At 61.8% G+C, this 24,172-nt stretch carries 22 protein-coding genes; 17 read left to right on the top strand and 5 right to left on the bottom strand.

Annotation, left to right across the window (positions count from 1 at the left end; all coding sequences use genetic code 11):
• The first annotated feature begins 184 nt into the window (after window positions 1-184).
• The 3 genes from cgtA to J4E63_RS01385 all read left to right on the top strand — a co-directional run bounded on the left by cgtA (window position 185) and on the right by J4E63_RS01385 (window position 3,292).
• A complete protein-coding gene (gene cgtA, locus J4E63_RS01375) occupies window positions 185-1,408 on the top strand; it encodes an Obg family GTPase CgtA (protein WP_060740551.1) in 1,224 nt (407 codons plus the stop codon).
• 291 nt (window positions 1,409-1,699) lie between these two features.
• Complete coding sequence (gene proB, locus J4E63_RS01380; protein WP_072411890.1) at window positions 1,700-2,818, top strand: glutamate 5-kinase; 1,119 nt, start codon at window positions 1,700-1,702, stop codon at window positions 2,816-2,818.
• Window positions 2,819-2,827: 9 nt separating this feature from the next.
• On the top strand, window positions 2,828-3,292 hold the full coding sequence (locus tag J4E63_RS01385) for a CreA family protein (RefSeq protein WP_192263796.1): 465 nt from the start codon (window positions 2,828-2,830) through the stop codon (window positions 3,290-3,292).
• A 170-nt stretch (window positions 3,293-3,462) separates the two neighbouring features.
• On the opposite strand, the gene rpsT is transcribed toward J4E63_RS01385, so the two are convergent.
• Window positions 3,463-3,741, bottom strand: coding sequence for a 30S ribosomal protein S20 (rpsT, locus tag J4E63_RS01390; protein ID WP_003185593.1), 279 nt, complete (start codon window positions 3,739-3,741; stop codon window positions 3,463-3,465).
• 254 nt (window positions 3,742-3,995) lie between these two features.
• On the opposite strand from rpsT, the gene murJ reads away from it, so the two are divergent.
• The 6 genes from murJ (at window position 3,996) to ispH (ending at window position 11,536) form a co-directional block, all read left to right on the top strand.
• Window positions 3,996-5,534, top strand: coding sequence for a murein biosynthesis integral membrane protein MurJ (gene murJ, locus J4E63_RS01395; RefSeq protein ID WP_207280819.1), 1,539 nt, complete (start codon window positions 3,996-3,998; stop codon window positions 5,532-5,534).
• A gap of 129 nt (window positions 5,535-5,663) precedes the next feature.
• Window positions 5,664-6,602: a bifunctional riboflavin kinase/FAD synthetase gene (gene ribF, locus J4E63_RS01400; protein ID WP_207280825.1), complete on the top strand. Its 939-nt coding sequence runs from the start codon at window positions 5,664-5,666 to the stop codon at window positions 6,600-6,602.
• 13 nt (window positions 6,603-6,615) lie between these two features.
• The gene (gene ileS / locus J4E63_RS01405; RefSeq protein ID WP_207280831.1) at window positions 6,616-9,447 is read left to right on the top strand and encodes an isoleucine--tRNA ligase; all 2,832 of its coding nucleotides are present in this window, start codon (window positions 6,616-6,618) and stop codon (window positions 9,445-9,447) included.
• Window positions 9,440-9,952 (top strand): signal peptidase II, encoded by a 513-nt coding sequence (lspA, locus tag J4E63_RS01410; RefSeq protein WP_207280833.1) that lies wholly within the window; start codon window positions 9,440-9,442, stop codon window positions 9,950-9,952. The genes ileS and lspA overlap by 8 nt, the downstream gene beginning before the upstream one ends.
• Window positions 9,945-10,382, top strand: a complete 438-nt coding sequence (gene fkpB / locus J4E63_RS01415) for an FKBP-type peptidyl-prolyl cis-trans isomerase (RefSeq protein WP_060740558.1) — start codon at window positions 9,945-9,947, stop codon at window positions 10,380-10,382. Before lspA ends, fkpB begins: the two co-directional genes overlap by 8 nt.
• A 206-nt stretch (window positions 10,383-10,588) precedes the next feature.
• Window positions 10,589-11,536 (top strand): 4-hydroxy-3-methylbut-2-enyl diphosphate reductase, encoded by a 948-nt coding sequence (ispH, locus tag J4E63_RS01420; RefSeq protein ID WP_060740559.1) that lies wholly within the window; start codon window positions 10,589-10,591, stop codon window positions 11,534-11,536.
• On the opposite strand, the gene J4E63_RS01425 is transcribed toward ispH, so the two are convergent.
• Window positions 11,490-12,029 carry a GspH/FimT family pseudopilin gene (locus J4E63_RS01425; RefSeq protein ID WP_207280835.1) on the bottom strand — a complete coding sequence of 180 codons (540 nt, stop codon included), beginning with the start codon at window positions 12,027-12,029 and terminating at the stop codon, window positions 11,490-11,492. The two genes, ispH and J4E63_RS01425, sit on opposite strands and share 47 nt — an antisense overlap.
• A gap of 219 nt (window positions 12,030-12,248) precedes the next feature.
• Here J4E63_RS01425 and J4E63_RS01430 point away from each other — a divergent pair, with 219 nt between their 5' ends.
• From J4E63_RS01430 to J4E63_RS01465, 8 genes are all read left to right on the top strand, one after another.
• Entirely contained in the window at window positions 12,249-12,722 is a 474-nt protein-coding gene (locus J4E63_RS01430; protein WP_207280838.1) for a GspH/FimT family pseudopilin, read from the top strand.
• Window positions 12,719-13,180 carry a type IV pilus modification protein PilV gene (gene pilV / locus J4E63_RS01435; protein WP_060740562.1) on the top strand — a complete coding sequence of 154 codons (462 nt, stop codon included), beginning with the start codon at window positions 12,719-12,721 and terminating at the stop codon, window positions 13,178-13,180. Before J4E63_RS01430 ends, pilV begins: the two co-directional genes overlap by 4 nt.
• Window positions 13,177-13,890, top strand: a complete 714-nt coding sequence (locus tag J4E63_RS01440) for a PilW family protein (RefSeq protein ID WP_207280840.1) — start codon at window positions 13,177-13,179, stop codon at window positions 13,888-13,890. Before pilV ends, J4E63_RS01440 begins: the two co-directional genes overlap by 4 nt.
• Before the next feature lie 14 nt (window positions 13,891-13,904).
• Complete coding sequence (locus J4E63_RS01445) at window positions 13,905-14,375, top strand: PilX N-terminal domain-containing pilus assembly protein (RefSeq protein ID WP_207280841.1); 471 nt, start codon at window positions 13,905-13,907, stop codon at window positions 14,373-14,375.
• Window positions 14,362-17,460 (top strand): pilus assembly protein, encoded by a 3,099-nt coding sequence (locus tag J4E63_RS01450; RefSeq protein ID WP_207280842.1) that lies wholly within the window; start codon window positions 14,362-14,364, stop codon window positions 17,458-17,460. The genes J4E63_RS01445 and J4E63_RS01450 overlap by 14 nt, the downstream gene beginning before the upstream one ends.
• 9 nt (window positions 17,461-17,469) lie before the next feature.
• Window positions 17,470-17,871 carry a type IV pilin protein gene (locus tag J4E63_RS01455; RefSeq protein WP_207280843.1) on the top strand — a complete coding sequence of 134 codons (402 nt, stop codon included), beginning with the start codon at window positions 17,470-17,472 and terminating at the stop codon, window positions 17,869-17,871.
• A gap of 57 nt (window positions 17,872-17,928) precedes the next feature.
• Window positions 17,929-19,029 (top strand): glycine oxidase ThiO, encoded by a 1,101-nt coding sequence (gene thiO, locus J4E63_RS01460; RefSeq protein ID WP_207280844.1) that lies wholly within the window; start codon window positions 17,929-17,931, stop codon window positions 19,027-19,029.
• 1,395 nt (window positions 19,030-20,424) lie between these two features.
• A complete protein-coding gene (locus tag J4E63_RS01465; protein WP_207280845.1) occupies window positions 20,425-20,790 on the top strand; it encodes a DUF6124 family protein in 366 nt (121 codons plus the stop codon).
• A 164-nt stretch (window positions 20,791-20,954) separates the two neighbouring features.
• Here the strand turns inward: J4E63_RS01465 and J4E63_RS01470 are convergent, their stop codons facing one another.
• Genes J4E63_RS01470 through J4E63_RS01480 form a run of 3 tightly spaced genes read right to left on the bottom strand, consistent with a single transcriptional unit; the run spans window position 20,955 to window position 24,110 of the window.
• Window positions 20,955-22,301: a sigma-54 dependent transcriptional regulator gene (locus J4E63_RS01470; protein WP_207280846.1), complete on the bottom strand. Its 1,347-nt coding sequence runs from the start codon at window positions 22,299-22,301 to the stop codon at window positions 20,955-20,957.
• Complete coding sequence (locus J4E63_RS01475) at window positions 22,298-23,887, bottom strand: nitrogen regulation protein NR(II) (RefSeq protein ID WP_192263762.1); 1,590 nt, start codon at window positions 23,885-23,887, stop codon at window positions 22,298-22,300. Before J4E63_RS01475 ends, J4E63_RS01470 begins: the two co-directional genes overlap by 4 nt.
• Window positions 23,877-24,110 carry a PP0621 family protein gene (locus tag J4E63_RS01480; RefSeq protein ID WP_092172422.1) on the bottom strand — a complete coding sequence of 78 codons (234 nt, stop codon included), beginning with the start codon at window positions 24,108-24,110 and terminating at the stop codon, window positions 23,877-23,879. The genes J4E63_RS01475 and J4E63_RS01480 overlap by 11 nt, the downstream gene beginning before the upstream one ends.
• Window positions 24,111-24,172 lie beyond the last annotated feature (62 nt).

Below are 24,172 nucleotides of genomic sequence, written 5' to 3' on the forward strand. Positions count from 1 at the left end.
GACCGCTGGAAAAGCCCTGTCTTGCGACGGGGCTTTTTCGTTTGTGGGGTGAGTCTCTTGCAAAACTGTTTGTATGGGCTGTCGGCGCTGCGGTTGGGGCGTGTCATCAGGTCGCTGCGCTCATTTTTGCAAGAGTCTTATGTCTTGTTTTTTTGGCTCGTCCGTATGGCGAGAGGCGTGTGTCATGAAGTTTGTTGATGAAGTATCGATTCGAGTGAAGGCCGGCGACGGCGGCAATGGTTGCATGAGTTTCCGTCGGGAAAAATTCATTGAAAACGGTGGCCCGAACGGCGGTGATGGGGGTGACGGCGGCTCGATCTACATGCTCGCCGACGAAAACCTCAACACCCTGGTGGACTACCGTTACACCCGGCACTTCGATGCCGAGCGTGGCTCCAACGGCGGCAGCACCGACTGCACCGGCAAGAAGGGCGAAGACCTGATCCTGCGCGTGCCAGTCGGCACCACGGTGATCGATTCGGCCACCCAGGAAGTGATTGGCGACCTGACCAAGGCTGGCCAGCGTCTGCTGGTCGCCCATGGCGGCTGGCACGGCCTGGGCAACACCCGTTTCAAGTCCAGTACCAACCGTGCGCCGCGCCAGACCACGCCAGGCAAGCCCGGCGAGCAGCGTGATCTGAAGCTGGAAATGAAAGTGTTGGCCGACGTGGGCCTGCTGGGCCTGCCGAACGCCGGTAAAAGTACTTTCATTCGCTCGGTGTCGGCGGCCAAGCCGAAAGTGGCCGATTACCCGTTCACCACCCTGGTGCCGAACCTGGGCGTGGTCAGCGTCGACCGTTGGAAGAGTTTCGTGATCGCCGACATTCCAGGGCTGATCGAAGGGGCTTCCGAGGGCGCGGGCCTGGGGATTCGTTTCCTCAAGCACTTGTCCCGTACCCGTCTGTTGCTGCACCTCGTCGACATGGCGCCGCTGGATGAAACCGATGCCGCCGATGCTGCCGAAGTCATCGTCAACGAGCTGACCAAGTTCAGCCCGGCCCTGGCCGAGCGTGATCGTTGGCTGGTGCTGAACAAGTGCGACCAGATCCTCGAAGAAGAACACGAAGAGCGGGTCAAGGAAATCGTCGACCGCCTGGAGTGGGAAGGTCCGGTCTATGTGATCTCGGCCATCGCCAAAGAAGGCACCGAGCGCCTGTGCCACGACATCATGCGTTACCTGGAAGATCGGGCCGACCGCCTGGCCAACGATCCGGCCTACAAGGAAGAACTGGCCGAGCTCGACCAGCGCATCGAAGACGAGGCCCGTGCCCAGCTGCAGGCGCTGGATGACCAGCGTGCCCTGCGTCGCAGTGGCGTCAAGTCGGTCCATGACATCGGTGACGATGATTGGGACGAAGAAGATGTGGATGACGAAGACGGTCCGGAAATCATCTACGTTCGCGACTGATCTTGTGCTGATACCACTCAGCTGAAACCAGGGCCTGCAGGGGCCCTGTGGGAGCGAGCTTGCTCGCGAAAGCGATCTGTCAGTTGGCATAGTCGTTAGCTGACACGCCGCTATCGCGAGCAAGCTCGCTCCCACTGGTTCAAGTGTTTCAGCGCAGTGTTATCATCGCCGGCAAGCCGGTTCCCAAGGCGCCGCTCATTCGAGCGGCGTTTTGGTATCTGTAAAACGCAAATACGAATAATCCCATGGGCGGCGCTGGGTCGCGCCGTTCGCTGGCAAAGGTTGAAGATGATGCGGAGCAAGGTGACGGGTGCGCGGCGCTGGGTCGTGAAGATCGGTAGCGCACTGCTGACGGCGGATGGCAAGGGGCTGGATCGCCAGGCAATGGCGGTGTGGGTCGAGCAGATGGTGGCCCTGCATGAGGCTGGCGTCGAGTTGGTGTTGGTCTCTTCGGGGGCTGTGGCAGCCGGTATGAGCCGTTTGGGCTGGACGTCGCGACCCAGCGCGATGCATGAACTGCAGGCGGCCGCCGCCATCGGCCAGATGGGCCTGGTGCAGGCTTGGGAGTCGAGCTTTGCCGAGCACGGTCGCCATACGGCGCAGATTCTGCTGACCCATGACGACCTGTCCGACCGCAAGCGCTACCTCAATGCCCGTAGTACCTTGCGAGCGCTGGTGGAGCTGAAGGTCATCCCGGTGATCAACGAGAACGACACGGTGGTCACCGACGAGATCCGTTTCGGCGATAACGACACCCTGGCCGCGCTGGTGGCGAACCTGGTGGAGGCGGATCTGTTGGTGATCCTCACGGATCGCGACGGCATGTTCGACGCCGATCCGCGCAATAACCCCGATGCCAAGCTGATCTACGAAGCCCGTGCCGACGACCCGGCGCTGGACGCGGTGGCGGGCGGCACGGGTGGTGCGCTGGGGCGCGGCGGCATGCAGACCAAGCTGCGTGCGGCGCGTCTGGCGGCGCGCTCCGGGGCTCACACTATCATTGTCGGCGGTCGGCTGGAGCGGGTGCTGGATCGTCTGAAGGCGGGCGAGCGCATCGGCACTTTGCTGTCCCCTGAGCGCGGCATGCTGGCGGCGCGCAAGCAATGGCTGGCCGGGCACCTGCAAACCCGTGGCACGCTGGTGCTGGATGCGGGTGCCGTGACGGCGTTGTCCCAGGGCAACAAAAGCCTGCTGCCGGTGGGTGTGAAGCTGGTCCAGGGCAGTTTCCGTCGCGGCGAAATGGTCGTGTGCGTGGCGCCGGACGGTCGCGAGATCGCCCGTGGTCTGGCCAACTACAGCGCCCTGGAAGCGCAGAAAATCATCGGTCAATCGTCTGATGCGATTGTCGGTCTGTTGGGTTACATGGCGGAGCCTGAACTGGTCCACCGTGACAACCTGATCCTCGTCTAAGGAAAAATCATGGGTTTGGCAAAAGGATTGATCGGCTTGCTGCTGGCGGTACCGCTGTTGGCGTCGGCCGAGGAAATTGGCCAGGTGTCGACGGTGTTCAAGTTTGTCGGGCCGAACGACCGGATTGTGGTCGAGGCATTCGATGATCCCAAGGTGGATGGCGTGACCTGTTACCTGTCGCGGGCCAAGACCGGCGGTGTGAAGGGCGGCCTGGGCCTTGCCGAGGATCGCGCCGAAGCGTCCATCGCCTGTCGCCAGGTCGGGCCCATCAACTTCAAGGGTGAGCTCAAGGATGGCGAGGAAGTGTTCAAGGAGCGTACTTCCCTGGTGTTCAAGACCATGCAAGTGGTGCGCTTTCTCGACAAGAAGCGCAATACGCTGGTGTACCTGGTCTACAGCGACCGCGTGATCGAGGGCAGCCCGCAGAATGCGGTGACGGCTATCCCGATCTTGCCGTGGGCTCGTACTCAATAATCAACACATAGCCCTGTGGGGACGAGCTTGCTCGCGATGGCGGTATCAGTAACAGCGATTTTTCTGATGCTCCGCCATCGCGAGCAAGCTCGCTCCCACAATGTTCTGAATGAAGAATCCCGGGCAATAAAAAACCGACCCTGAGGTCGGTTTTTTAATGAGCGTGTCGCTTAGGCAGCAGCGGCAACGTTCAGGGCCTTTACGTGGCCATTCAGGCGGCTCTTATGGCGAGCAGCCTTGTTCTTGTGGATGATGCCTTTATCGGCCATACGGTCGATAACTGGCACAGCCAGAACGTAAGCAGCTTGAGCTTTTTCAGCGTCTTTTGCGTCGATGGCCTTGACTACGTTCTTGATGTAGGTACGGACCATGGAACGCAGGCTGGCGTTGTGGCTGCGACGCTTCTCAGCCTGTTTTGCACGTTTTTTGGCGGAAGGTGTGTTGGCCACCGTCGAGCTCCTCGAAAGACTTTTTGGGAAATAGCAAACAAAATAGGCCGCGAATCATGCCGATGAGTTGAAGTCTTGTCAAGGGCGGGTGACGCGTTCCGCTGAATGGCAGGTGCTGCGCACCGAAGGATTTCTTTCCGGCGTGCGACCTGTAAACTCGCGGGCTTTGGCTCTGCACTGTTTAGCGGCGCGGAGTATCGCACAAGTGGGCGCGTTGTTCGCCTGCTGTTTATCGACAGGCAAAAACTCTTTTCATGAATCTGCTCAAATCGTTGGCCGCCGTCAGCTCTATCACGATGCTTTCCCGCATCCTGGGGTTCGTTCGCGATACGCTGATCGCACGGATTTTCGGCGCCGGGATGGCGACGGACGCCTTCTTCATCGCCTTCAAGCTGCCCAACCTGCTGCGGCGGATCTTCGCCGAGGGGGCGTTCTCCCAGGCCTTCGTGCCGATCCTGGCGGAATATAAAAGCCAGAAAGGCGATGAGGCAACCCGCACATTCATTGCCTACGTCACCGGTCTGCTGACCTTGGTGCTGGCGCTGGTCACGGCCGCCGGCATGCTCGCCGCGCCCTGGGTGATCTGGGCCACGGCGCCAGGCTTCACCGACACCCCGGAAAAATTCCAGCTCACCACAGACCTGCTGCGGGTGACCTTTCCTTATATATTGCTGATTTCCCTGTCGTCCCTGGCCGGGGCGATCCTCAATACCTGGAACCGCTTTTCCGTGCCGGCCTTTGTGCCGACCCTGCTCAACGTCAGCATGATCGTCTTCGCCGTGTTCCTGACACCGTACTTCGACCCGCCGGTGATGGCTCTGGGCTGGGCGGTGCTGGTGGGTGGCCTGGCGCAACTGCTCTATCAACTGCCGCACCTGAAAAAGATCGGCATGCTGGTGCTGCCGCGGCTGAACCTGCGCGACAGCGGCGTGTGGCGGGTGATGAAGCAGATGCTGCCGGCGATCCTCGGGGTGTCGGTGAGCCAGATTTCCCTGATCATCAACACCATCTTTGCCTCGTTCCTGGTGGCCGGTTCGGTGTCGTGGATGTACTACGCCGACCGCCTGATGGAGTTGCCGTCCGGCGTGCTGGGCGTGGCCCTGGGCACGATCCTGCTGCCCACCCTGGCCAAGACCTACGCCAGCCAGGACCGCCACGAATACTCGCGAATTCTCGATTGGGGCCTGCGCCTGTGCTTTGTGCTGGTGCTGCCATGTTCCCTGGCGCTGGGGATCCTGGCCGAGCCGTTGACCGTCTCGTTGTTCCAGTACGGCCAGTTCAATGCGTTCGACGCCTTGATGACCCAGCGTGCGCTGATCGCTTACTCGGTGGGCTTGCTCGGGATCATCGTGATCAAGGTGCTGGCGCCAGGGTTCTACGCCCAGCAGAACATCCGCACGCCGGTGAAGATCGCCATTTTTACCCTGGTGATGACCCAGTTGTTCAACCTGTTGCTGATCGGTCCGTTGGCTCATGCCGGCCTGGCCCTGGCGATCAGTGCCGGCGCTTGCCTCAACGCCGGGCTGCTGTTTTATCAACTGCGCAAGCAAAAGATGTATCAGCCACAGCCGGGCTGGGGCAAGTTCGGCCTCAAGCTGCTGGTGGCCGTGGCCGTGATGTCGGCGGTCCTGCTGGGGGCGATGCATTTCATGCCGGCCTGGGGCGAGGGGCAGATGCTCGCGCGTTTCCTGCGCCTGGGTGTGCTGGTGGTTGCCGGTGTGGTGGCGTATTTCGGCATGTTGCTGCTGATGGGGTTCCGCCTGCGCGACTTCAATCGCAAGGCCTTGAGCTGAGGGCGAGCCCTCGATAATCCCGGGCCGGGCAGTGGTTTTGTCGGTTCGATCACTTTGGCGTGCGGTGTTGCCTGTCGTCGGCCGCCGGGTGTGGTTATAATCGGCCACTTTATGAGCAAGAAGCGCGTTATGCAGCTGGTTCGAGGCCTCCACAACCTGCGCCCCCAGCATCGGGGCTGTGTCGCCACTATTGGCAACTTTGACGGTGTTCACCGTGGCCACCAGGCTATCCTGGCGCGGCTGCGCGAGCGTGCGCTGGAATTGGGCGTGCCCAGTTGCGTGGTGATTTTCGAGCCGCAGCCACGGGAGTTTTTCGCCCCGGACACCGCCCCGGCCCGTCTGGCCCGGTTGCGGGACAAACTGCAACTGCTGGCCGCCGAAGGTGTCGACCGGGTTCTGTGCCTGGCCTTCAACCAGCGCCTGAGCAAGCTCAGTGCCGCCGAATTCGTCGATAACATTCTGGTGGACGGTCTCGATGTGAAGCATCTGGAAGTCGGCGATGATTTCCGTTTCGGCTGTGATCGGTCCGGGGATTTCGATTACCTGCAACAGGCCGGTATCGCCCAGGGTTTCACCGTCGAAGCGGCGCAGACCGTCGAGATGGATGGCTTGCGCGTCAGCAGCACCCAGGTCCGCAATGCCCTGGCGGCGGCCGACTTCGAATTGGCCGAGCGCTTGCTCGGCCGGCCGTACCGGATTGCCGGGCGGATCCTGCACGGGCAGAAGTTGGCGCGCCAATTGGGCACGCCGACGGCCAACGTGCAGCTCAAGCGTCGTCGCGTGCCGCTGACCGGGGTGTTCCTGGTGAGTGTCGAGATCGACGGCAAGACCTGGCCCGGCGTCGCCAACATCGGCGTGCGCCCCACGGTCCAGGGCGATGGCAAGGCCCATCTTGAAGTACATGTTCTGGATTTTGCCGGCGATCTGTATGACCGGCGTTTGACGGTGGTTTTCCACCATAAGCTGCGTGAAGAGCAGCGTTTTGCCTCTCTGGAGGCGCTCAAGACGGCGATCCATGCAGATATCGCCGCCGCCCGTGCCCTTGTCGCAACCAGCGCCAATCGCTAATGAAGAGCCTTAAATGACCGACTATAAAGCCACGCTAAACCTTCCGGACACCGCCTTCCCAATGAAGGCCGGCCTGCCTCAGCGCGAACCACAGATTCTGCAGCGTTGGGACAGCATTGGCCTGTACGGAAAGTTGCGCGAAATTGGCAAGGATCGTCCGAAGTTCGTCCTGCACGACGGCCCTCCGTACGCCAACGGCACCATCCACATCGGTCACGCGCTGAACAAGATTCTCAAGGACATGATCATCCGCTCCAAGACCCTGTCGGGTTTTGATGCGCCGTATGTCCCGGGCTGGGACTGCCATGGCCTGCCGATCGAGCACAAGGTCGAAGTGACCCACGGCAAGAACCTGGGCGCGGACAAGACTCGCGAGCTGTGCCGTGCCTACGCCACCGAGCAGATCGAAGGGCAGAAGTCCGAATTCATTCGCCTCGGCGTGCTGGGCGACTTTGCCAACCCGTACAAGACCATGGACTTCAAGAACGAAGCCGGCGAAATCCGTGCCCTGGCGAAAATCGTCGAGGGCGGTTTCGTGTTCAAGGGCCTCAAGCCGGTGAACTGGTGCTTCGATTGCGGTTCGGCCCTGGCGGAGGCGGAAGTCGAGTACGAGAACAAGAAGTCCTCGACCATCGACGTCGCGTTCCCGATCGCCGATGAAGACAAGCTCGCCACCGCGTTCGGCCTGGGCAAGCTGGCCAAGCCGGCGTCGATCGTGATCTGGACCACCACCCCGTGGACGATCCCGGCCAACCAGGCGCTGAACGTCCACCCGGAATTCACCTACGCCCTGGTCGACGTCGGCGACAAGCTGCTGGTGCTGGCCGAAGAGCTGGTCGAAGCCTGCCTGGCCCGCTACAACCTCGAAGGTTCGGTGGTCGCCACCGCCCCGGGTTCGGCGCTGGAATTGATCAATTTCCGTCATCCGTTCTATGACCGCCTGTCGCCGATCTATCTGGCTGACTACGTCGAATTGAGCGCCGGCACCGGCATCGTCCACTGTTCGCCTGCCTATGGCGTAGACGATTTTGTGATCTGCAAGAAATACGGTCTGGTCAACGACGACATTATCAACCCAGTACAAAGCAATGGCGTGTATGCGTCGTCACTGGAGTTCTTCGGCGGCCAGTTCATCTTCAAGGCCAACCCGGCCATCATCGACAAGTTGACCGAAGTGGGCGCGCTGCTGCACACCACCGTCATCGAACACAGCTACATGCACTGCTGGCGCCACAAGACCCCGCTGATCTACCGCGCCACCGCGCAGTGGTTCATCGGCATGGACAAGCAGCCCACCAGCGGCGACACCCTGCGCCAGCGTTCGCTCAAGGCCATCGAAGAGACCCAGTTCGTACCGGCCTGGGGCCAGGCGCGCCTGCACTCGATGATCGCCAATCGTCCAGACTGGTGCATCTCCCGCCAGCGCAACTGGGGCGTGCCGATCCCGTTCTTCCTGAACAAGGAAAGCGGCGAGTTACACCCGCGCACCGTCGAATTGATGGAAGTCGTGGCCAAGCGCGTCGAAGCCGAAGGCATCGAAGCCTGGTTCAAGCTCGATGCCGCTGAGCTGTTGGGCGACGAAGCACCGCTGTACGACAAGATCAGCGACACCCTGGACGTCTGGTTCGACTCCGGCACCACCCATTGGCACGTGCTGCGCGGTTCGCACCCGATGGGCCACGAGAGCGGCCCGCGCGCCGACCTGTACCTGGAGGGCTCCGACCAGCACCGTGGCTGGTTCCACTCGTCGCTGCTGACCGGTTGCGCCATCGACAACCACGCGCCGTACCGCGAGCTGCTGACCCACGGCTTCACCGTCGACGAGTCCGGTCGCAAGATGTCCAAGTCCCTGGGCAACGTGATCGCGCCGCAGAAGGTCAACGACACCCTGGGCGCCGACATCATGCGCCTGTGGGTGGCCTCCACCGACTATTCCGGCGAGATGGCCGTTTCCGAGCAGATCCTGCAGCGCAGCGCGGACGCCTACCGGCGGATCCGTAACACCGCGCGCTTCCTGCTTTCCAACCTGACCGGCTTCAACCCGGCCACCGACCTGCTGCCGGCCGAAGAAATGCTCGCGCTGGACCGTTGGGCCGTGGACCGTACCCTGTTGCTGCAACGCGAATTGCAGGAGCACTACGGCGAATACCGCTTCTGGAACGTCTACTCCAAGATCCACAACTTCTGCGTGCAGGAGCTCGGTGGTTTCTACCTCGACATCATCAAGGACCGCCAATACACCACCGGCGCCAACAGCAAGGCGCGTCGTTCGTGCCAGACCGCGCTGTTCCACATCAGCGAAGCCCTGGTGCGCTGGATCGCGCCGATCCTGGCGTTCACCGCCGATGAGCTGTGGCAATACCTGCCGGGCGAGCGCAACGAGTCGGTGATGCTCAACACCTGGTACGAAGGCCTGACCGAACTGCCGCAAGGCTTCGAGCTGGACCGTGCGTATTGGGACCGCGTCATGGCGGTCAAGGCCGCGGTCAACAAGGAAATGGAGATCCAGCGGGCGGCCAAGGCCGTCGGCGGCAACCTGCAGGCCGAAGTGACCCTCTACGCTGAAGAAGCCCTTAGCGGCGACCTGGCCAAGCTGGGCAACGAGCTGCGCTTCGTGCTGATCACCTCCACTGCCAGTGTCGCGCCGTTGGTGCAGGCGCCGGCCGATGCGGTGACCACCGAAGTCAGCGGCCTGAAGCTGAAGATCGTCAAGTCGAACCACACCAAGTGCGCCCGCTGCTGGCACTGCCGCGAAGACGTCGGCGTGAATCCGGAGCATCCGGAAATCTGTGGTCGTTGCGTCGACAACATCAGCGGTGCTGGCGAGGTTCGCCACTATGCCTAACGCAGCGGGTCGTTTCGGACGGCTGGGCTGGCTCTGGTTGAGCGCGCTGGTACTGGTCATCGACCAGGCCAGCAAGTTCTACTTTGAAAGCTCGTTGACCCTGTACCAGCAGATCGTGATCATCCCGGATTACTTCAGCTGGACCCTGGCCTACAACACCGGGGCGGCATTCAGTTTCCTGGCCGACAGTTCCGGCTGGCAGCGCTGGCTGTTCGCCCTGATTGCCGTCGTGGTCAGTGCCGTGCTGGTGGTCTGGCTCAAGCGCCTGGGGCGCAATGAGACCTGGCTGGCCGTGGCGCTGGCCTTGGTGCTGGGTGGTGCGTTGGGCAATCTCTATGACCGCATCGCCCTGGGCCATGTCATCGATTTCATCCTGGTGCATTGGCAGAACCGCTGGTATTTCCCGGCGTTCAACTTTGCCGACAGTGCCATCAGCGTGGGCGCCGTGATGCTCGCCCTGGACATGTTCAAGAGCAAGAAAACCGGAGAAGCCGTCCATGACTGAGCAGCGTATCGCTCAAAACACCGAAGTGAAGCTTCACTTCGCCCTGCACCTGGAAAACGGCGACACCGTCGACAGCACCTTCGACAAGGCCCCGGCGGTGTTCAAGGTTGGTGATGGCAACCTGCTGCCAGGCTTCGAAGCGGCGATCCTCGGTTTCAAGGCCGGCGACAAGCGCACCGTGGTCGTGCCACCGGAAAACGCCTTTGGTCAGCCCAACCCGCAAAACGTGCAGACCATGCCACGCTCCCAGTTCCAGGACATGGAACTGTCCGAGGGCCTGCTGGTGATCTTCAACGACGCGGCCAATACCGAGCTGCCGGGTGTGGTGAAGGCGTTCGATGACGCCCAGGTGACCGTGGACTTCAATCATCCGCTGGCGGGCAAGACCTTGAACTTCGAAGTGGAAATCCTCGACGTCAAGGCGGTTTAACATTTGACCGGCAGCTTCTGCTGCCACCCGATCCACTGTGGGAGCGAGCTTGCTCGCGATGACGGAGTCACTTTCAATACAGGGGTGACAGACTCACCGCCATCGCGAGCAAGCTCGCTCCCACATGGGATCTCCTTGTTTTCGGGCCTTTCGCTCGATTAACAGGCAAGCATTCAATTTCTTGCGCGCAAGACACGAGGCACAGCATGCAAATCAAACTCGCCAACCCCCGTGGCTTCTGCGCCGGCGTGGACCGGGCGATCGAAATCGTCAACCGCGCCCTGGAAGTCTTCGGGCCGCCGATCTATGTGCGCCACGAAGTGGTCCACAACAAATTCGTCGTCGAGGACCTGCGCAGCCGCGGGGCCATTTTCGTCGAGGAACTGGACCAGGTGCCGGACGACGTCATCGTGATCTTCAGTGCCCACGGGGTTTCCCAGGCCGTGCGCAGTGAAGCCGCTGGCCGCGGCCTGAAGGTGTTCGACGCGACGTGCCCATTGGTGACCAAGGTGCACATCGAAGTGGCGCGCTACAGCCGTGACGGTCGCGAGTGCATCCTGATCGGCCATGAAGGCCACCCGGAAGTCGAAGGCACCATGGGCCAATACGATGCCAGCAACGGCGGTGCGATCTATCTGGTCGAAGACGAGGATGACGTTGCGGCCTTGCAAGTACGCAACCCCGATAGCCTGGCTTTCGTGACCCAGACGACCCTGTCCATGGACGACACCAGCCGTGTGATCGACGCCCTGCGCGCGCGTTTTCCGGCCATCGGCGGCCCGCGCAAGGATGACATCTGCTACGCCACCCAGAACCGTCAGGATGCGGTCAAGCAACTGGCCAATGAATGCGATGTGGTGCTGGTGGTCGGCAGCCCGAACAGTTCCAACTCCAACCGCTTGCGCGAGCTGGCCGAGCGCATGTCCACGCCCGCTTACCTGATCGACGGTGCCGAGGACATGCAACGCAGCTGGTTCGAGGGCATCGAGCGTATCGGCATCACCGCCGGTGCTTCCGCCCCGGAAGTCCTGGTGCGTGGCGTGATCCAGCAATTGCAGGCTTGGGGCGCCACCGGTGCCGATGAACTGGCCGGTCGCGAGGAGAACATCACGTTCTCGATGCCGAAAGAGCTGCGCGTGCGCTCCCTGCTTTAAGTCCTTTTTCGCACAGCGCCTGTTTGGCTTCGACGCTTTCCAGGCGCACGCGACCGGAAGGCGCCAGTATCACTTGATGATGGCTGACCGGCCCGCGTTTGGCGCAGACATGCAGCGTGCCTGCCTGGAATGCGCCATTGGGATGCAGGGCTTCCCCTTGGCTGCCGAACCTCACCCGGCGTTTCACCGGCTGGTTGCCGACCACCCGGGCGCTGGCGCTGCGCTCCATCAGCACGGTCTTCTCCTTATCGTCCAGGGTGATGCGCCAGCCCTGGCCCCAATCGTTGTCTATCCCCCTGAGCACGACCGTCCGGTTGCGCGTGATGGCCTCGCTGCGCGCGCTGCGTAACCCGCTGATCAGCAACTGCGCGGTGTCCTTGCGCTCGATGGATGCGATCAGTTCTTTGTAGCCCGCGTTGGCCCAGGGCAGAACAATTGCGGCAATTGCCAGTCCCATGAGCAGTTCGATCAGGCTGAAGCCCTGTTGGTGCATGACATCTCCTCCCTGGAGAATGTGAAGCGGTGTGATAGTGCAAGCTCTCAATGTGGCAGCAAGCATGCTGTGGCGAGGGAGCTTGCTCCCGCTGGGTTGCGCAGCAGCCCCAAAATAGCGGCCGCTATGCGCCCGGGCGGGAGCAAGCTCCCTCGCCACAGGCGGTGGTTTGTTCTAGCGTGTAGAGGCAGGTATAGCCGACGGCAACGGAGGGCACCGATGGATCTTCGTACAAAAGGTTTCACGCTGATCGAGGTGCTGGTGGCCCTTGGCGTGCTGCTGATCCTGATTACCATGGCGGTGCCGTCATTCACCGGCTCGCTGCAGAGTACCAAGGCCGACACTGAGGTTGACGACTTGCGCCGGGCGCTGAACTTTGCCCGGCTGGAGGCGATCGACCGTGGTATCACCACGCGCATCCGCCCCACGGCTGAGGGCAGCGTCTGGAGCGGCGAACTGAAGGTGTATGACAGTACTGGCACGCCGGCAAATGTATTGCGGGTTGTTCCAGCGATGAGCAGTGGCGCGACTCTGACGCTAACCTCAGCAGTGAACAACATCGATTTCAACAACCTCGGCGGGTTATCGGCACCGGCCACGCCGGTGAGTTTCAATTATGTAAGAGGGGCACAGAGCAGGACGCTGAATGTCTGCCTTAATGGAAGAATCGTATTGGGTGGAAGTTGCGGATGAAGGATTGCAGTAAAAGGGCACAGGAGGGCATGACGCTGATCGAGGTGCTGGTGGCGGTGCTGATTCTCGGTGTCGGCTTGCTGGGGGCGGCGATGATCCAGCTCAACGCGCTCAAGTACACCGACAGTTCGCGCATGACCAGCCAGGCCAGCTTCATTGCCTACGACCTGCTGGACCGCATTCGCGCCAACTCCGGCGCCGACTACACCGTCACACCGCCCAGCTCGCCGAACCTCAACGTGGCCCGGGACCAGGACCTCTACGATTTCAAGACCAACATCATCGCCTTCGGCGGCGCCACGGCCACCGGCACCATCGCCCTGAACCAGCGGGTCTACACCATCACCATTGCCTGGGACGACGCCCGGGCCGCCAACACCACCAACGCGGCCGAGGCGCGGCGCAGCTTCGTACTGACCAGCCGGGTCGCCGTCGATCCGCCGGGGACGCCGCCATGAACAGGCGTTGCCGGGGATTCGGCCTGATTGAATTGATGATTGCCCTGGTGCTCAGCCTGATCGTCATCCTGGGTGTCGTGCAGATTTTCATCGCCGCCAAGAACACCTACATCAGCCAAAGTGCGGCGGCGGTGATGCAGGAGGACGCCCGGTTCGTCCTGAGCAAAATGGTCCAGGAGATTCGCATGGTGGGCATGTTCGGTTGCCTGGGGACCATTACCGATGCTTCCACGGCCAATGATTTCAATGCCAGCCAGATCACCCCGATCCGCTGGGATAACGCCAACCGCAGATTGACCCTGGTTACCGCCGACGTAGGGAATGGCGGTAGCGCTCCGACCTGGACCGTCGTCTCCGATTGCCGCACCTCGGCGACGGCCTATACCAACGCACGGCTACCGGCGGCGGGGCAGTTGGCCTTCCCGATCCGCCGACTGATCTACAGCTTCAACAACAACCAATTGCTGCTGGGCAGCGGCGCCGGCAACCCGACCTTGTCGGTGCTGGTGGACAACGTGCGGGCGTTCGACGTGACGTTCGGCGTGGCCGGCAGCGCGACGGACATCGCGGCGTCGAGCTATACCAGCAATCCGGCGGACCCGGCACTGATCCGCAGCGTGCGCCTGACCCTGACACTTTTTGATCCGAGGAACGCAGTGCGCGAGCAGACCTTCAACGTGGTTGCCGCCTTGCGCAACCGGTTGCTATGAAGGAGATGACTTCGATGGGGCAGGCGCACCGCCAGCGGGGCATGGCATTGCTGGTCAGCCTGGTCTTCCTGTTGCTACTGACGCTGATCGGTCTGTCATCGATGCAGAGCGCCACCCTCCAGGAAAAAATGACCAGCAGCGTCATGCAGCGCAACCAGTCGTTCCAGGTGGCCGAGGCGGCGCTGAGGGTGGGGGAAAGCTCGGTGCAGGTCGAAACCTATTCATTGCCGGTGTGTACCACCACGACCCAGTGCGCGCCGCCGGCCGAGTCGGCGACGCTGACGGGGGCTGGGCGCAATTCGTCATCGGGGGTGCTCTGGGTTGCCGCCGCCGGTGGGTTTTATGGTGTGCAGAACATCGGCACGACGCTCACGGCGGTCAACGTGCCGGTCAATACGTCGGCGACGCTGTACCGGATCACGGCGGTGGCGGTGGTGGGGAATAACCAGCGCAGCGTGGTGGAGAGCATCTATGCCAAATATTAAGGCGTTTCGCGGCGGATGGCAGACGTTGTGGGGGGCGTTGCTCAGCCTTTACCTGGCGGCGCCGGCCTATGCGTTCACGCCTTCGGATTCGCCCTTGCTGAGTGCGGCCGCCGTCACGCCGAACGTGATGCTGCTGATCGATGATTCGGGGAGCATGAACAACATTATCTGGGCGGCGGGGTTTGATCCCAGTGTCTCGCGGCCGGCGGTTCTCAATTGCAATTCCAGCAACAGCTGCTTCGGTGGAACAACTCTCGATCCAGACGATGGCAACGTCTTGCTGGCAAGTCTGTTCCGTGGTGGTTGCTCCAGTGGCTGGTATGGCTTTTACCGGGGCGTCCTGTCACGTGTCTGCCTGCGATTGCCAGACCCGGTGGGTGACGGCAACACGCGCTATACCACCAAATACCTGGCGTACCTGTTGACCCTCGCCAATGGCTCGAACCGGGACTTCACCACAGGCTCCATCCCCACCGACTACCGCATCAACGTGGCGCGGGACGTTTCCAACGACCTGGTCGCCAGCAACCGCGCCCTACGTATCGGCCTTGCTACCTTCAACCCGCCGAACAGCAGTAACTCCGGCCCCGGGGGATATATCGCGCGCGCCATCAGCGATCTGTCACCGGTCAGCGGCAGCGTGACCCAGACCCAAGCCAACAACAACTACAGCGCGCTGATCAGCGCCATCAACGCCTTAGGCGCCGTCGCCAATACCCCGTTGGCCGAGAGCTATTACGAGGTCACCCGCTACTTCAGGGGCATGGCGCCGTACCACAACAGCACGCCAGCTACCTACACCAGCCCGATCCAGTACCGTTGCCAGAAGAATTTCGGCGTGGTGATCACCGACGGCTTGCCCACCTATGACCGGACGTTTCCCACCAACGACCCGCTGGGCTTGGCCCGGTTGCCGAATTGGGATGGCATCAATAACGATGGCGACGATCTCAATGGTGATGGCGAGGGCGACACGCTGTACCTGGACGACATCGCCAAGTTCGCCTTCGACATCGACATGCGCTCCACCGGCACCGACGCCACCGGCAAGAGCTGGAACGCCACGGATTTTCCCCGGCAATACCTCAATACCTATACCGTGGGTTTTACCGCCGCCAACCCGATGTTGTCAGACGCCGCCCGCTATGGTGCCGGCAAGTATTACCAGGCGACCGACAGCGAAGGCCTGAACTCGGCGTTGGCTTCTGCCCTGAGCGACATCACTTCCAAGGCTGGCTCCGGGGGCGGCGGCACCACCAACGCCGCCACATTGTCGAGCACCTCGAGCTACTACCAGACCACGTATGACCCCAAGGACTGGCGCGGCACCATCCGGGCGTTTGGCTTTACCTCGGCGGGCACGGTCAACACAGCCGCGGTGCAATGGACCACCGATACCGCCATCGTGCCCGGCGCCACGGCACCGATCTATCAGTCCTGGAACACCGCGACCAACGTGCCGGTGACCCTGGCCTACGGCAACTTTTCGCCGGCCCAGCAAACCAGCCTCAGCCAGAACCTGCCCACGGGGATCACCGGCAATGACTTGGTGGAGTGGAGCAAGGGCGTCAATAAAACCGGCCTGAAGGTGCGCAGCGCGTTGCTGGGGGACATCATCAACTCGCCGCTGGTGCTGGCATCGCCCAATGACCAGACCGCTGCGGACCTGCTCAACGACACCAGCTATAGCACCTACCTGGCGACCAAGGCGACGAACATGAGCGCCAGCCTGGTGGTGAACGGCAACGATGGTTTTTTCAGTGTCATCAACAGTGCAAACGGCACGCGGCGTTACGCCTACATGCCTTCGAACGTGCTGCCTTCGTTGCAGGACATCGCCGACACCAACTACATCAACGGCGTGAGCCACAAGTTCCTGGTGGATGGACAGGTCGGTGTATACGACGTGCAATCGGGGAGCGCCTGGAAGACCGTGGCCTTGGGCGGAACGGGTGCCGGCGGCAAGACGTTCTTCGCGGTGCAGCTGTTCGATGCGGCGGCGGGCAACGCGTTTCGGGCGCTGTGGGAAATCAGCGCGCCAACCGTTGCCAACACCGCCAACGTCTTCAATGACCTGGGCTACGCCTACGCACGCCCCGAAGTCGCGCGCCTGGCGGACGGTCGCTGGGCGGCGTTCATCGCCAACGGCTATGGCAGCAACAGCGGCGTGGCGGCGTTGTACGTCGTGGATATCCGTGACGGTTCGCTGATCCGCAAAATCGTCATCAACAGCAGTGAGACCGATAACGGACTGTCGTCGGTCAAGTTGCGGGTCAACTCCCAGAATGTGGTGCAAGCCGCGTACGGTGGCGACTTGAAGGGGCGGATGTGGAAATTCGACCTCAGCGGCACCTCGCCCACCGCGTGGGGCCTGGCGTTCGCCGGCCAGCCGTTGTTCACCGCCCCCGGCGGCGCGACCCAGCCGATCACCGTGCAGCCTCTGCTGGCAGACAATCCCCAGGGCGGCACCCAGGTTTTTTTCGGTACCGGTAAGTTCAACGAAGCGGCAGACAAGCTGAACAAGGATCTGCAAGCGTTCTATTCGATCTGGGACGCCACTGGCGGCGGGGGGCAAATCACCGTCTCGAGCCTGCAGGCCCAGTCGATCACGGGGGTGTTTTCAGGCAGCACCGGGCAGTTCGTGACCACCAGCCAGACCGACGTGACGTACCCTGCGAAGAAGGGCTGGTACCTGCCTTTGGTGTACAACAATGTGCTGACCGGGGAACGGGTCATCAACCCGGCCAACCTGGTGCTCGGGCGCGTGATCTTTACCACGGCCGCCGTAGACACCACCGACCCTTGCGCCAGCTTCGGTACCGGCAAACTGATCGAATTGGATGCATTCAACGGTAAGATGCTCAACTATGCGGTACTCGATACCAACAACGATGGTTCGCTCACCAGCCTCGATACGATTTCCGCCGGCGTGGTGTTTACGGGCGGTATTCCGACCCTGAGCGCCGTCGTCAGCGCCAACGGGGCCACCAATATGATCGTGAACGACTCCGGTGGCGGTATCACTGACCTGCTGGGCAAAACCGTCGGCGGCAGCCGCCGCATCATGTGGCGGCAAATACAATGAGGGCAAGGCATGCGCAGATCCAACCGGGGTTTCACCTTGATCGAAATCATGATCGTGATCGCGATCATCGGTATCGTGATCACCATCGGCTATCCGAGCCTGACCGAATACATGAAGAAGGGCCGACGCACTGAAATTGCCGGGCTCTTATCCGAGCAGGCGCAGATTCTCGAGCGCTACTACTCGAAGAACAACGTCTACACCAATGCAACCGGGCTGAGCAGCGGCAACGATTTCTACACCATTACCCAGACGCTGGCGGACCAGAGTTTCACCCTGACCGCCGTACGCAAGAGCGGTTCGTCCATGGCCACGGACAAGTGCGGTGATTTCACTCTCAACAATACCGGCGTACGCAGCATGCTCAACGCCACTGCGGGGCTGACCACCAAGGATTGTTGGGGGCGCTGAGTTTCTTTCCTCCGGGCGCGCTTTTGCGCCCTTTGTTTTAGTGAGTCGAATCAGAACATGACCAGGCAACAGCAAGTGGTGATCGTCGGTGGCGGAGTCATTGGCCTGCTGACGGCGTTCAATCTGGCGTCCGAAGGGCAACGTGTGGTGCTGCTGGACCGCTCCAGTGTCGGCCAGGAATCGTCCTGGGCCGGCGGCGGCATCGTTTCGCCGTTGTACCCTTGGCGCTACAGCCCGGCGGTCACGGCGCTGGCCCATTGGTCGCAGGATTTTTATCCACAGCTGGGTGAGCGCTTGTTCGCGGCCACCGGGATCGATCCTCAAGTGCACGTGACCGGGCTGTATTGGCTGGACCTGGACGACCAGGACGAAGCGCTGGCCTGGGCCGAGCGGGAAGGGCGCCCGCTGCGGGCTGTGGATATCTCGACGGTCCACGACGCCGTGCCGGTACTGGGCGCGGGTTTTTCCCGGGCGATCTACATGGCTGGCGTGGCCAACGTGCGTAACCCTCGGCTGGTGAAATCCCTCAAGGCGGCGTTGCAGGCGTTGCCCAATGTCACGCTTCATGAGCATTGCGAGGTCAGCGGGTTCATCCGCGATGGCGGGCGTGTCGTGGGGGTGGACAGTTCGGCGGGACCGATGCGCGGCGATCAGGTGGTGCTGGCGGCGGGGGCCTGGAGTGGTGAACTGCTCAAGACGCTGGGGCTGAAGTTGCCGGTCGAGCCGGTCAAGGGCCAGATGATTCTGTACAAATGCGCGTCGGATTTCTTGTCGAGTATGGTGCTGGCCAAGGGGCGTTATGCGATCCCGCGTCGTGATGGGCACATTCTGGTTGGCAGTACGCTGGAGCGTGAAGGTTTCGACAAGACCCCGACCGAGGTTGCGTTGGAGAGCCTGAAGACTTCGGCGCAGCAACTGATTCCGGCGCTGGCGGGTGCAGAGGTGGTGGGGCATTGGGCCGGGTTGCGGCCTGGCTCGCCTGAAGGTATTCCCTATATCGGCGAGGTGCCGGGGGTTGCTGGGTTGTGGTTGAACTGTGGGCATTATCGTAATGGACTGGTGTTGGCGCCGGCGTCGTGTCAGTTGTTTACGGATCTGATGTTGGGGCGTGAGCCGGTGATCGATCCTGTGCCGTATGCGCCGGCTGGGCGCTTGTAAGGTCCGGCTTTGATACTGGGCCTGTGCTCAGATCCAATTGTGGGAGCGAGCTTGCTCGCGATGGCGGCCTGATAGCCGGTCGGGATTTTGTTGACCGGGCACATATCCATTGCTGCGGTAACGGCCGCTTAGGGTTCCGCCCTGACGGCGGGTCACTTTCGAAAAGCCGGAATGCCGGCCCAGGCGAAAGTAACCAAAGCGCTTTTGCCCCACCACTTGGCACCTCGCCTAGGCTCGGTGTGCCCTCACTCCGGCATTGCTCCGTGGGCCGCCGCGAAGGGCCATCCATGGCCCAGCGCGGCTATCCCGGCATCCATGCCGGGATGCCCACTCCACAATGCCTGCGTTCGGCCAGCGTGGTTAACGGGGCACCCCAGATCAAGATCAAAAGCGAGGCGGCCTGACAGCCGGCCTGGCTCTCCCGCTCGTACACCTATCAGATCTGTGGGAGCAAAGCTTGCTCGCGAGGCGGCCTTATAGCCGACCTGGCTCTTCCGGTCCTAGTGCGATCCCATTGTGGGAGCGAGCTTGCTCGCGAAGACGGCGGTACATCCAACGCTGATGCAAGCTGATCCACCGCTATCGCGAGCAAGCTTTGCTCCCACAGGGATTTGCAGTGGCCGAAAATCTGTAGATCGTCACCGACCCAATGTGTGCGAGCTTGCTCGCGAAGGCGATGGCACATTCAACGCTGATGCAAGCTGATCCACTGCTATCGCGAGCAAGCTTTGCTCCCACAGGGATTTGCAGTGGCCGCAAATCTGTAGATCGTTCCCGATCCAGTGTGGGAGCGAGCTTGCTCGCGAAGACGGCGGTACATCCAACGCTGATGCAAGCTGATCCACCGCCATCGCGAGCAAGCTCGCTCCCACAGGGGAAACGCGGTCCCCATCAAGAACCAGGTCGGCTATCAGGCCGCCTCGCGGTGGACGTTGATCTCGGAGCCCCGTTAACCACGATGGCCGAACGAAGGTATTGCGCAGTGGGCACCTCGGCATGGATGCCGAGGTAGCCGCGCTGGGCCATGGATGGCCCTTCGCGGCGGCCCACGGAGCAATGCCTTCGTTCGGGCATGCCGAGCCTAGGCGAGGCACCGAGTGGTGGGGCAAAGCGTTTTTGGTTACTTTTGGCGCTCTTCCAAAAGTGACCCGCTGTAAGAGCGGAACCGCCAGCAGCCGTTACCGCAGAAACGGATATACACACCGCCCTCACAGCCGACCAGGCTTTGTGGGAATGGTCGGACAAGGTCCTGATTCGAACCGAATTTTCCGACGAGTTCTGGCGGTTGCCGGGTGGGAAGAACTCTGGCTAACCTTTCCCGGTCGCTGCCAATTCAGCGTCCGGGCGTCGCGGCCCGAAAAACTTGGTAATCCATTCCCTCTTTGGAGTACCGCAATGAGTGACAAACCCCTACCACCTTCAGAAACCAATAACGCTTCTCCTGACTCCAGCCTTAACCCAAAAGGGCTTGATGAAGCCGCCAAACGCGCCCTCGACTATTACCTCGGCCCAAAGCCCGAAGCCAAAAAGAAACCCGCCTCAAACCAGCTATTCACCGTTGTGGACGGCATCGACACCGAATGCATCCTCGCCAACCTCAGCGAAACCCTGGCCTCCGCCAACGCAACGATCAGCGACCTGGCCTTCGAACTTGAAGGCTCGCGACGGCATATTGCCTTGGGGGTACAGCAGTTGATTGAGCTGAGCGAACTACTGGCCAACCGTGTGCTGGACGAGCGGGTACCTGTGCCGGAGGGCTAGAGAGCTGTGGCGAGGGAGCTTGCTCCCGCTGGGCTGCGCAGCAGCCCCAAAAGCAGCGCCTCGATCAACCTGATACACCAAGGTGTCAGGTCGGGGGCCGCTTCGCAGCCCAGCGGGAGCAAGCACCCTCGCCACAGGTTAAGTAGGGGCTTGAGGACCGCGCTTTAATCCAGCCCCAACTTCTTCAACCGATACCGCATCGACCGAAACGACAACTTCAGCCGTTGCGCCGCGGCCGTGCGGTTCCAGCGGGTTTCCTCCAGGGCTTGGAGGATGAGTTTACGTTCGACGTCTTCGAGGTAGTCTTCCAAGTTGTCGACCTGCATCAAGTCGGGGTTGCCCGCCTCAGAGCTGGCATTGCCCTCGGCCAGGCGCAGGTCGTCGGCTTCGATCAGCTGTTGTTCGCACAGGGTGTAGGCCCGTTCGAGCATGTTCTCCAGCTCCCGCACATTGCCCGGGAAACGGTAGTTTTGCAGGGCTTCCAGGGCTTGTGGATGTAGCTTGGCCGCCGGGCTGCCGGTGCTGCTGGCCAGCCGCTGAAGCATGTGATTGGCCAGCGGTTCGATGTCTTCGCGGCGTTCGCGCAAGGGCGGGACGCGCAATTCGATGACATTCAGCCGGTAATACAGATCCTGACGAAAGCGCCCGGCGGCCACTTCACCGTCCAGGTCCTTGTGGGTGGCACAGAGGATTCGCACATCCACCACTTCTTCCTGCTGGCCGCCCACGGCGCGCACGGCCTTTTCCTGGATGGCTCGCAACAGCTTGACCTGCATCGCCAGGGGCAGGTCGGCCACTTCATCGAGGAACAAGGTCCCGCCATGGGCAGCCTGGAACAGTCCGGGCTTGTCTTCGATGGCGCCGCTGAAGCTGCCTTTGCGGTGGCCAAAGAACTCGCTTTCCATCAGTTCCGTGGGAATCGCCCCACAGTTGACCGGCACAAAGCTCTGGTTGGAACGGGGGCCTTGTTCGTGGATCAGCCGGGCGACCAGTTCCTTGCCGCAGCCTGATTCGCCACTGATGTACACCGGTGCCTGGCTGCGGGCGAGCTTTTCGATCTGTTTGCGCACGTTGCGCATTGGCGGCGAGTCGCCCAGCAGGCAGCGCTCGATGGTGCTGCTCGGTGTGGCGACCGGTGGCAGGCGCAGGGCGCTGGTGACCAGCTCCCGCAGCCGGCCCAGGTCGACCGGCTTGGTCAGGAAATCGAAGGCGCCGGCCTTGAGGGCGTCGATGGCGGTTTCCAGGCTGCCATAGGCGGTGATCATCGCCACGGGCAGCTGTGGATAACGTTGCTGGATGTGCTGCACCAGCTCCAGGCCGGTGCCATCGGGCAAGCGCATGTCGGTCAGGCACAGGTCAAAGGCATCCCCCGTCAGCAGGGCTTGGGCCTCGGCAAGGTTCTTGGCGCTGCGGGTGTCGAGTTTCATCCGGCCCAGGGTGATGTCCAGGAGTTCGCGGATGTCCGGTTCGTCATCGACGATCAGGATTCGTTGCCGTGAGCGATTATTCAAAGCTGTTTCCGTCCGTGAGCAAAGGTGATGCGAAAGCAACCGCCGCCTTGGCGTGGTTTGAAGTCTAGGCGGGCTTGATTGCTTTCGCACAGCTCACGGGACAGATAGAGCCCAAGGCCGGTGCCCTGGCTACTGGTGGTAAAGAAGGGTTCGAACAAGTGCGCCTGCTGCTCGGGCGTTACACCGGGGCCGTTGTCGATGATGTCCAGTGTCGACAGCTGGCTGTGGGGGTCGATGAACAGTTTCAACCAGGCCTCGGCCTGTTCATGGACCATTGCGCTGTGGCGCCAGGCGTTGCGCAGCAGGTTGTCGAGTACCTGGGTGAGCTGGTCGGGGTCCATCAGCGTGGTGTAGTCCCCCGGGTCGATGCTCAGGTGCAATTGCTGGTGTTCGGCCATGCTTTCGCGGGCCTGCCGGACGAATTGGTCGAGCCAGGTGCGCAGGTCGAGGCGCTGGGGTGTGGTTTGTTGGCGGCGAGACAGCTGCAGAACATTTTCAATGACGCGATTCATTCGTTGGGAGTGATCTTGAATAATCTGCGTCAGACGCCGATCCGCGTCGTTCAGTTCCTCGGATTCGCGCAGCAATTGCGCCGCGTGACTGATGGCGCCCAAGGGGTTGCGGATTTCATGGGCGATACCGGCGGTGAGGCGCCCGAGGGACGCGAGTTTCAACTGCTGGGCCTGCTGGGCAACCTGGGCCAGGTCTTCAAGGAACACCAGGATCTGCTGCTGATCGTGATGCCCCAGGGCGATGAAGCTCGGTTGCAGGGTCAGGCCCGTGCCGGTAACGGTCAGGCTGGAAGGGCGCAGGCTGGGGTTGTTTCGCCACAATTGCAGGCGTTCGACCAGGGCAGTGGAGTAATCGTCGAGCGGCTGGCCGACCAGATCATGCATGCCCAGCAGGTTCAGCGCGCTCTCGTTGGCCAGTTGCACCCGGCGCTCACGGTCAAGCACCAGGATGCCGGTGCGCATGCGTTGCAGTATCAGGGCGTTGAGCGCTTCCAGGCCGATCACTTCGCTGGCCCGTTGCTCGGCCAGGGTTTCGCTGGCTTCCAAGCGTCGGGTCAGGCCTTGCACCAGCAGCGCGGCGGCAAAGCACAGTGCCCCGAGGGTGCCGGCCTGCAAATAACTGCTGGGACGGTTCGAGTCGCTCAAGCCTAGAAAGAAGCTCGAACCGACGATGCCGAGGGTGGCAACGGCCGCGATCAACAGGCCGATCCGGCCTCGCAGGAGCGTGTTGCCGATGGCCACCGAGACAATGAGCAGGTTGCCGATGGCACTGGGCACGCCGCCGGCGGCGAAAAACAGCCACGAAAGCAACAGCACATCGGTGAGGGCCAGGCCGAACAGCCGGGCAGGGCGCCGCGTGTTCTCAAGGAACACCACCAGCAGGATGTTCAGCACCAGGTACAACCAACTGCCGCTGCGCAGCAGGTCGTCGTTGGCGAACTCCAGCAGGCGGTTGTCCATGTTGCTGGAGATCAGCAGCACCAGGGTAATGCCGATACTCAGGCGGTACAGGTGATAGAGGCGCAGCAGACGCTGCGTCTGTTTGACGCGTGGGCTTGAGGCCTCAGCGCTCACGATTGCCCGGGCCTTGCTCGAGATGAGCCTGGCTGCAATACCATTGTTGTTCCAGGGCCAGCGCCCGGTCACGAGGCAGGTGTACGCCGCATTGGGCGCAACGAACCATGGGCGGTGCGTCCTGCTCCCGGGGAGCGTTCGGCGCGGAGGAGGCGCCCTTGAACTTGCGCCAGAACCATACAGCGGCGGCAATCAGGGCTATCCAGAACAGTAAACGAAGCATGATGGGCGGCTTTTCGGCTAATGATCCGGCAGTTTAGCCAAGGACACGAACGGCGCACAGCG

The sequence above is a fragment of the Pseudomonas sp. FW300-N2F2 genome, assembly GCF_017351655.1.
Classification (GTDB): domain Bacteria; phylum Pseudomonadota; class Gammaproteobacteria; order Pseudomonadales; family Pseudomonadaceae; genus Aquipseudomonas; species Aquipseudomonas fluorescens_AA.

Bases quoted from the DNA above. Each gene is read 5' to 3' on its own strand.
- J4E63_RS01455 (WP_207280843.1), top strand. From the start codon at position 17,470: ATGCGCAGATCCAACCGGGGTTTCACCTTGATCGAAATCATGATCGTG.
- J4E63_RS01450 (WP_207280842.1), top strand. From the start codon at position 14,362: ATGCCAAATATTAAGGCGTTTCGCGGCGGATGGCAGACGTTGTGGGGG.
- ispH (WP_060740559.1), top strand. From the start codon at position 10,589: ATGCAAATCAAACTCGCCAACCCCCGTGGCTTCTGCGCCGGCGTGGAC.
- ileS (WP_207280831.1), top strand. From the start codon at position 6,616: ATGACCGACTATAAAGCCACGCTAAACCTTCCGGACACCGCCTTCCCA.
- lspA (WP_207280833.1), top strand. From the start codon at position 9,440: ATGCCTAACGCAGCGGGTCGTTTCGGACGGCTGGGCTGGCTCTGGTTG.
- J4E63_RS01430 (WP_207280838.1), top strand. From the start codon at position 12,249: ATGGATCTTCGTACAAAAGGTTTCACGCTGATCGAGGTGCTGGTGGCC.
- J4E63_RS01385 (WP_192263796.1), top strand. From the start codon at position 2,828: ATGGGTTTGGCAAAAGGATTGATCGGCTTGCTGCTGGCGGTACCGCTG.
- J4E63_RS01480 (WP_092172422.1), bottom strand. From the start codon at position 24,110: ATGCTTCGTTTACTGTTCTGGATAGCCCTGATTGCCGCCGCTGTATGG.
- J4E63_RS01445 (WP_207280841.1), top strand. From the start codon at position 13,905: ATGGGGCAGGCGCACCGCCAGCGGGGCATGGCATTGCTGGTCAGCCTG.
- fkpB (WP_060740558.1), top strand. From the start codon at position 9,945: ATGACTGAGCAGCGTATCGCTCAAAACACCGAAGTGAAGCTTCACTTC.
- proB (WP_072411890.1), top strand. From the start codon at position 1,700: ATGCGGAGCAAGGTGACGGGTGCGCGGCGCTGGGTCGTGAAGATCGGT.
- thiO (WP_207280844.1), top strand. From the start codon at position 17,929: ATGACCAGGCAACAGCAAGTGGTGATCGTCGGTGGCGGAGTCATTGGC.
- J4E63_RS01440 (WP_207280840.1), top strand. From the start codon at position 13,177: ATGAACAGGCGTTGCCGGGGATTCGGCCTGATTGAATTGATGATTGCC.
- murJ (WP_207280819.1), top strand. From the start codon at position 3,996: ATGAATCTGCTCAAATCGTTGGCCGCCGTCAGCTCTATCACGATGCTT.
- pilV (WP_060740562.1), top strand. From the start codon at position 12,719: ATGAAGGATTGCAGTAAAAGGGCACAGGAGGGCATGACGCTGATCGAG.
- cgtA (WP_060740551.1), top strand. From the start codon at position 185: ATGAAGTTTGTTGATGAAGTATCGATTCGAGTGAAGGCCGGCGACGGC.
- J4E63_RS01425 (WP_207280835.1), bottom strand. From the start codon at position 12,029: ATGCACCAACAGGGCTTCAGCCTGATCGAACTGCTCATGGGACTGGCA.
- J4E63_RS01465 (WP_207280845.1), top strand. From the start codon at position 20,425: ATGAGTGACAAACCCCTACCACCTTCAGAAACCAATAACGCTTCTCCT.
- ribF (WP_207280825.1), top strand. From the start codon at position 5,664: ATGCAGCTGGTTCGAGGCCTCCACAACCTGCGCCCCCAGCATCGGGGC.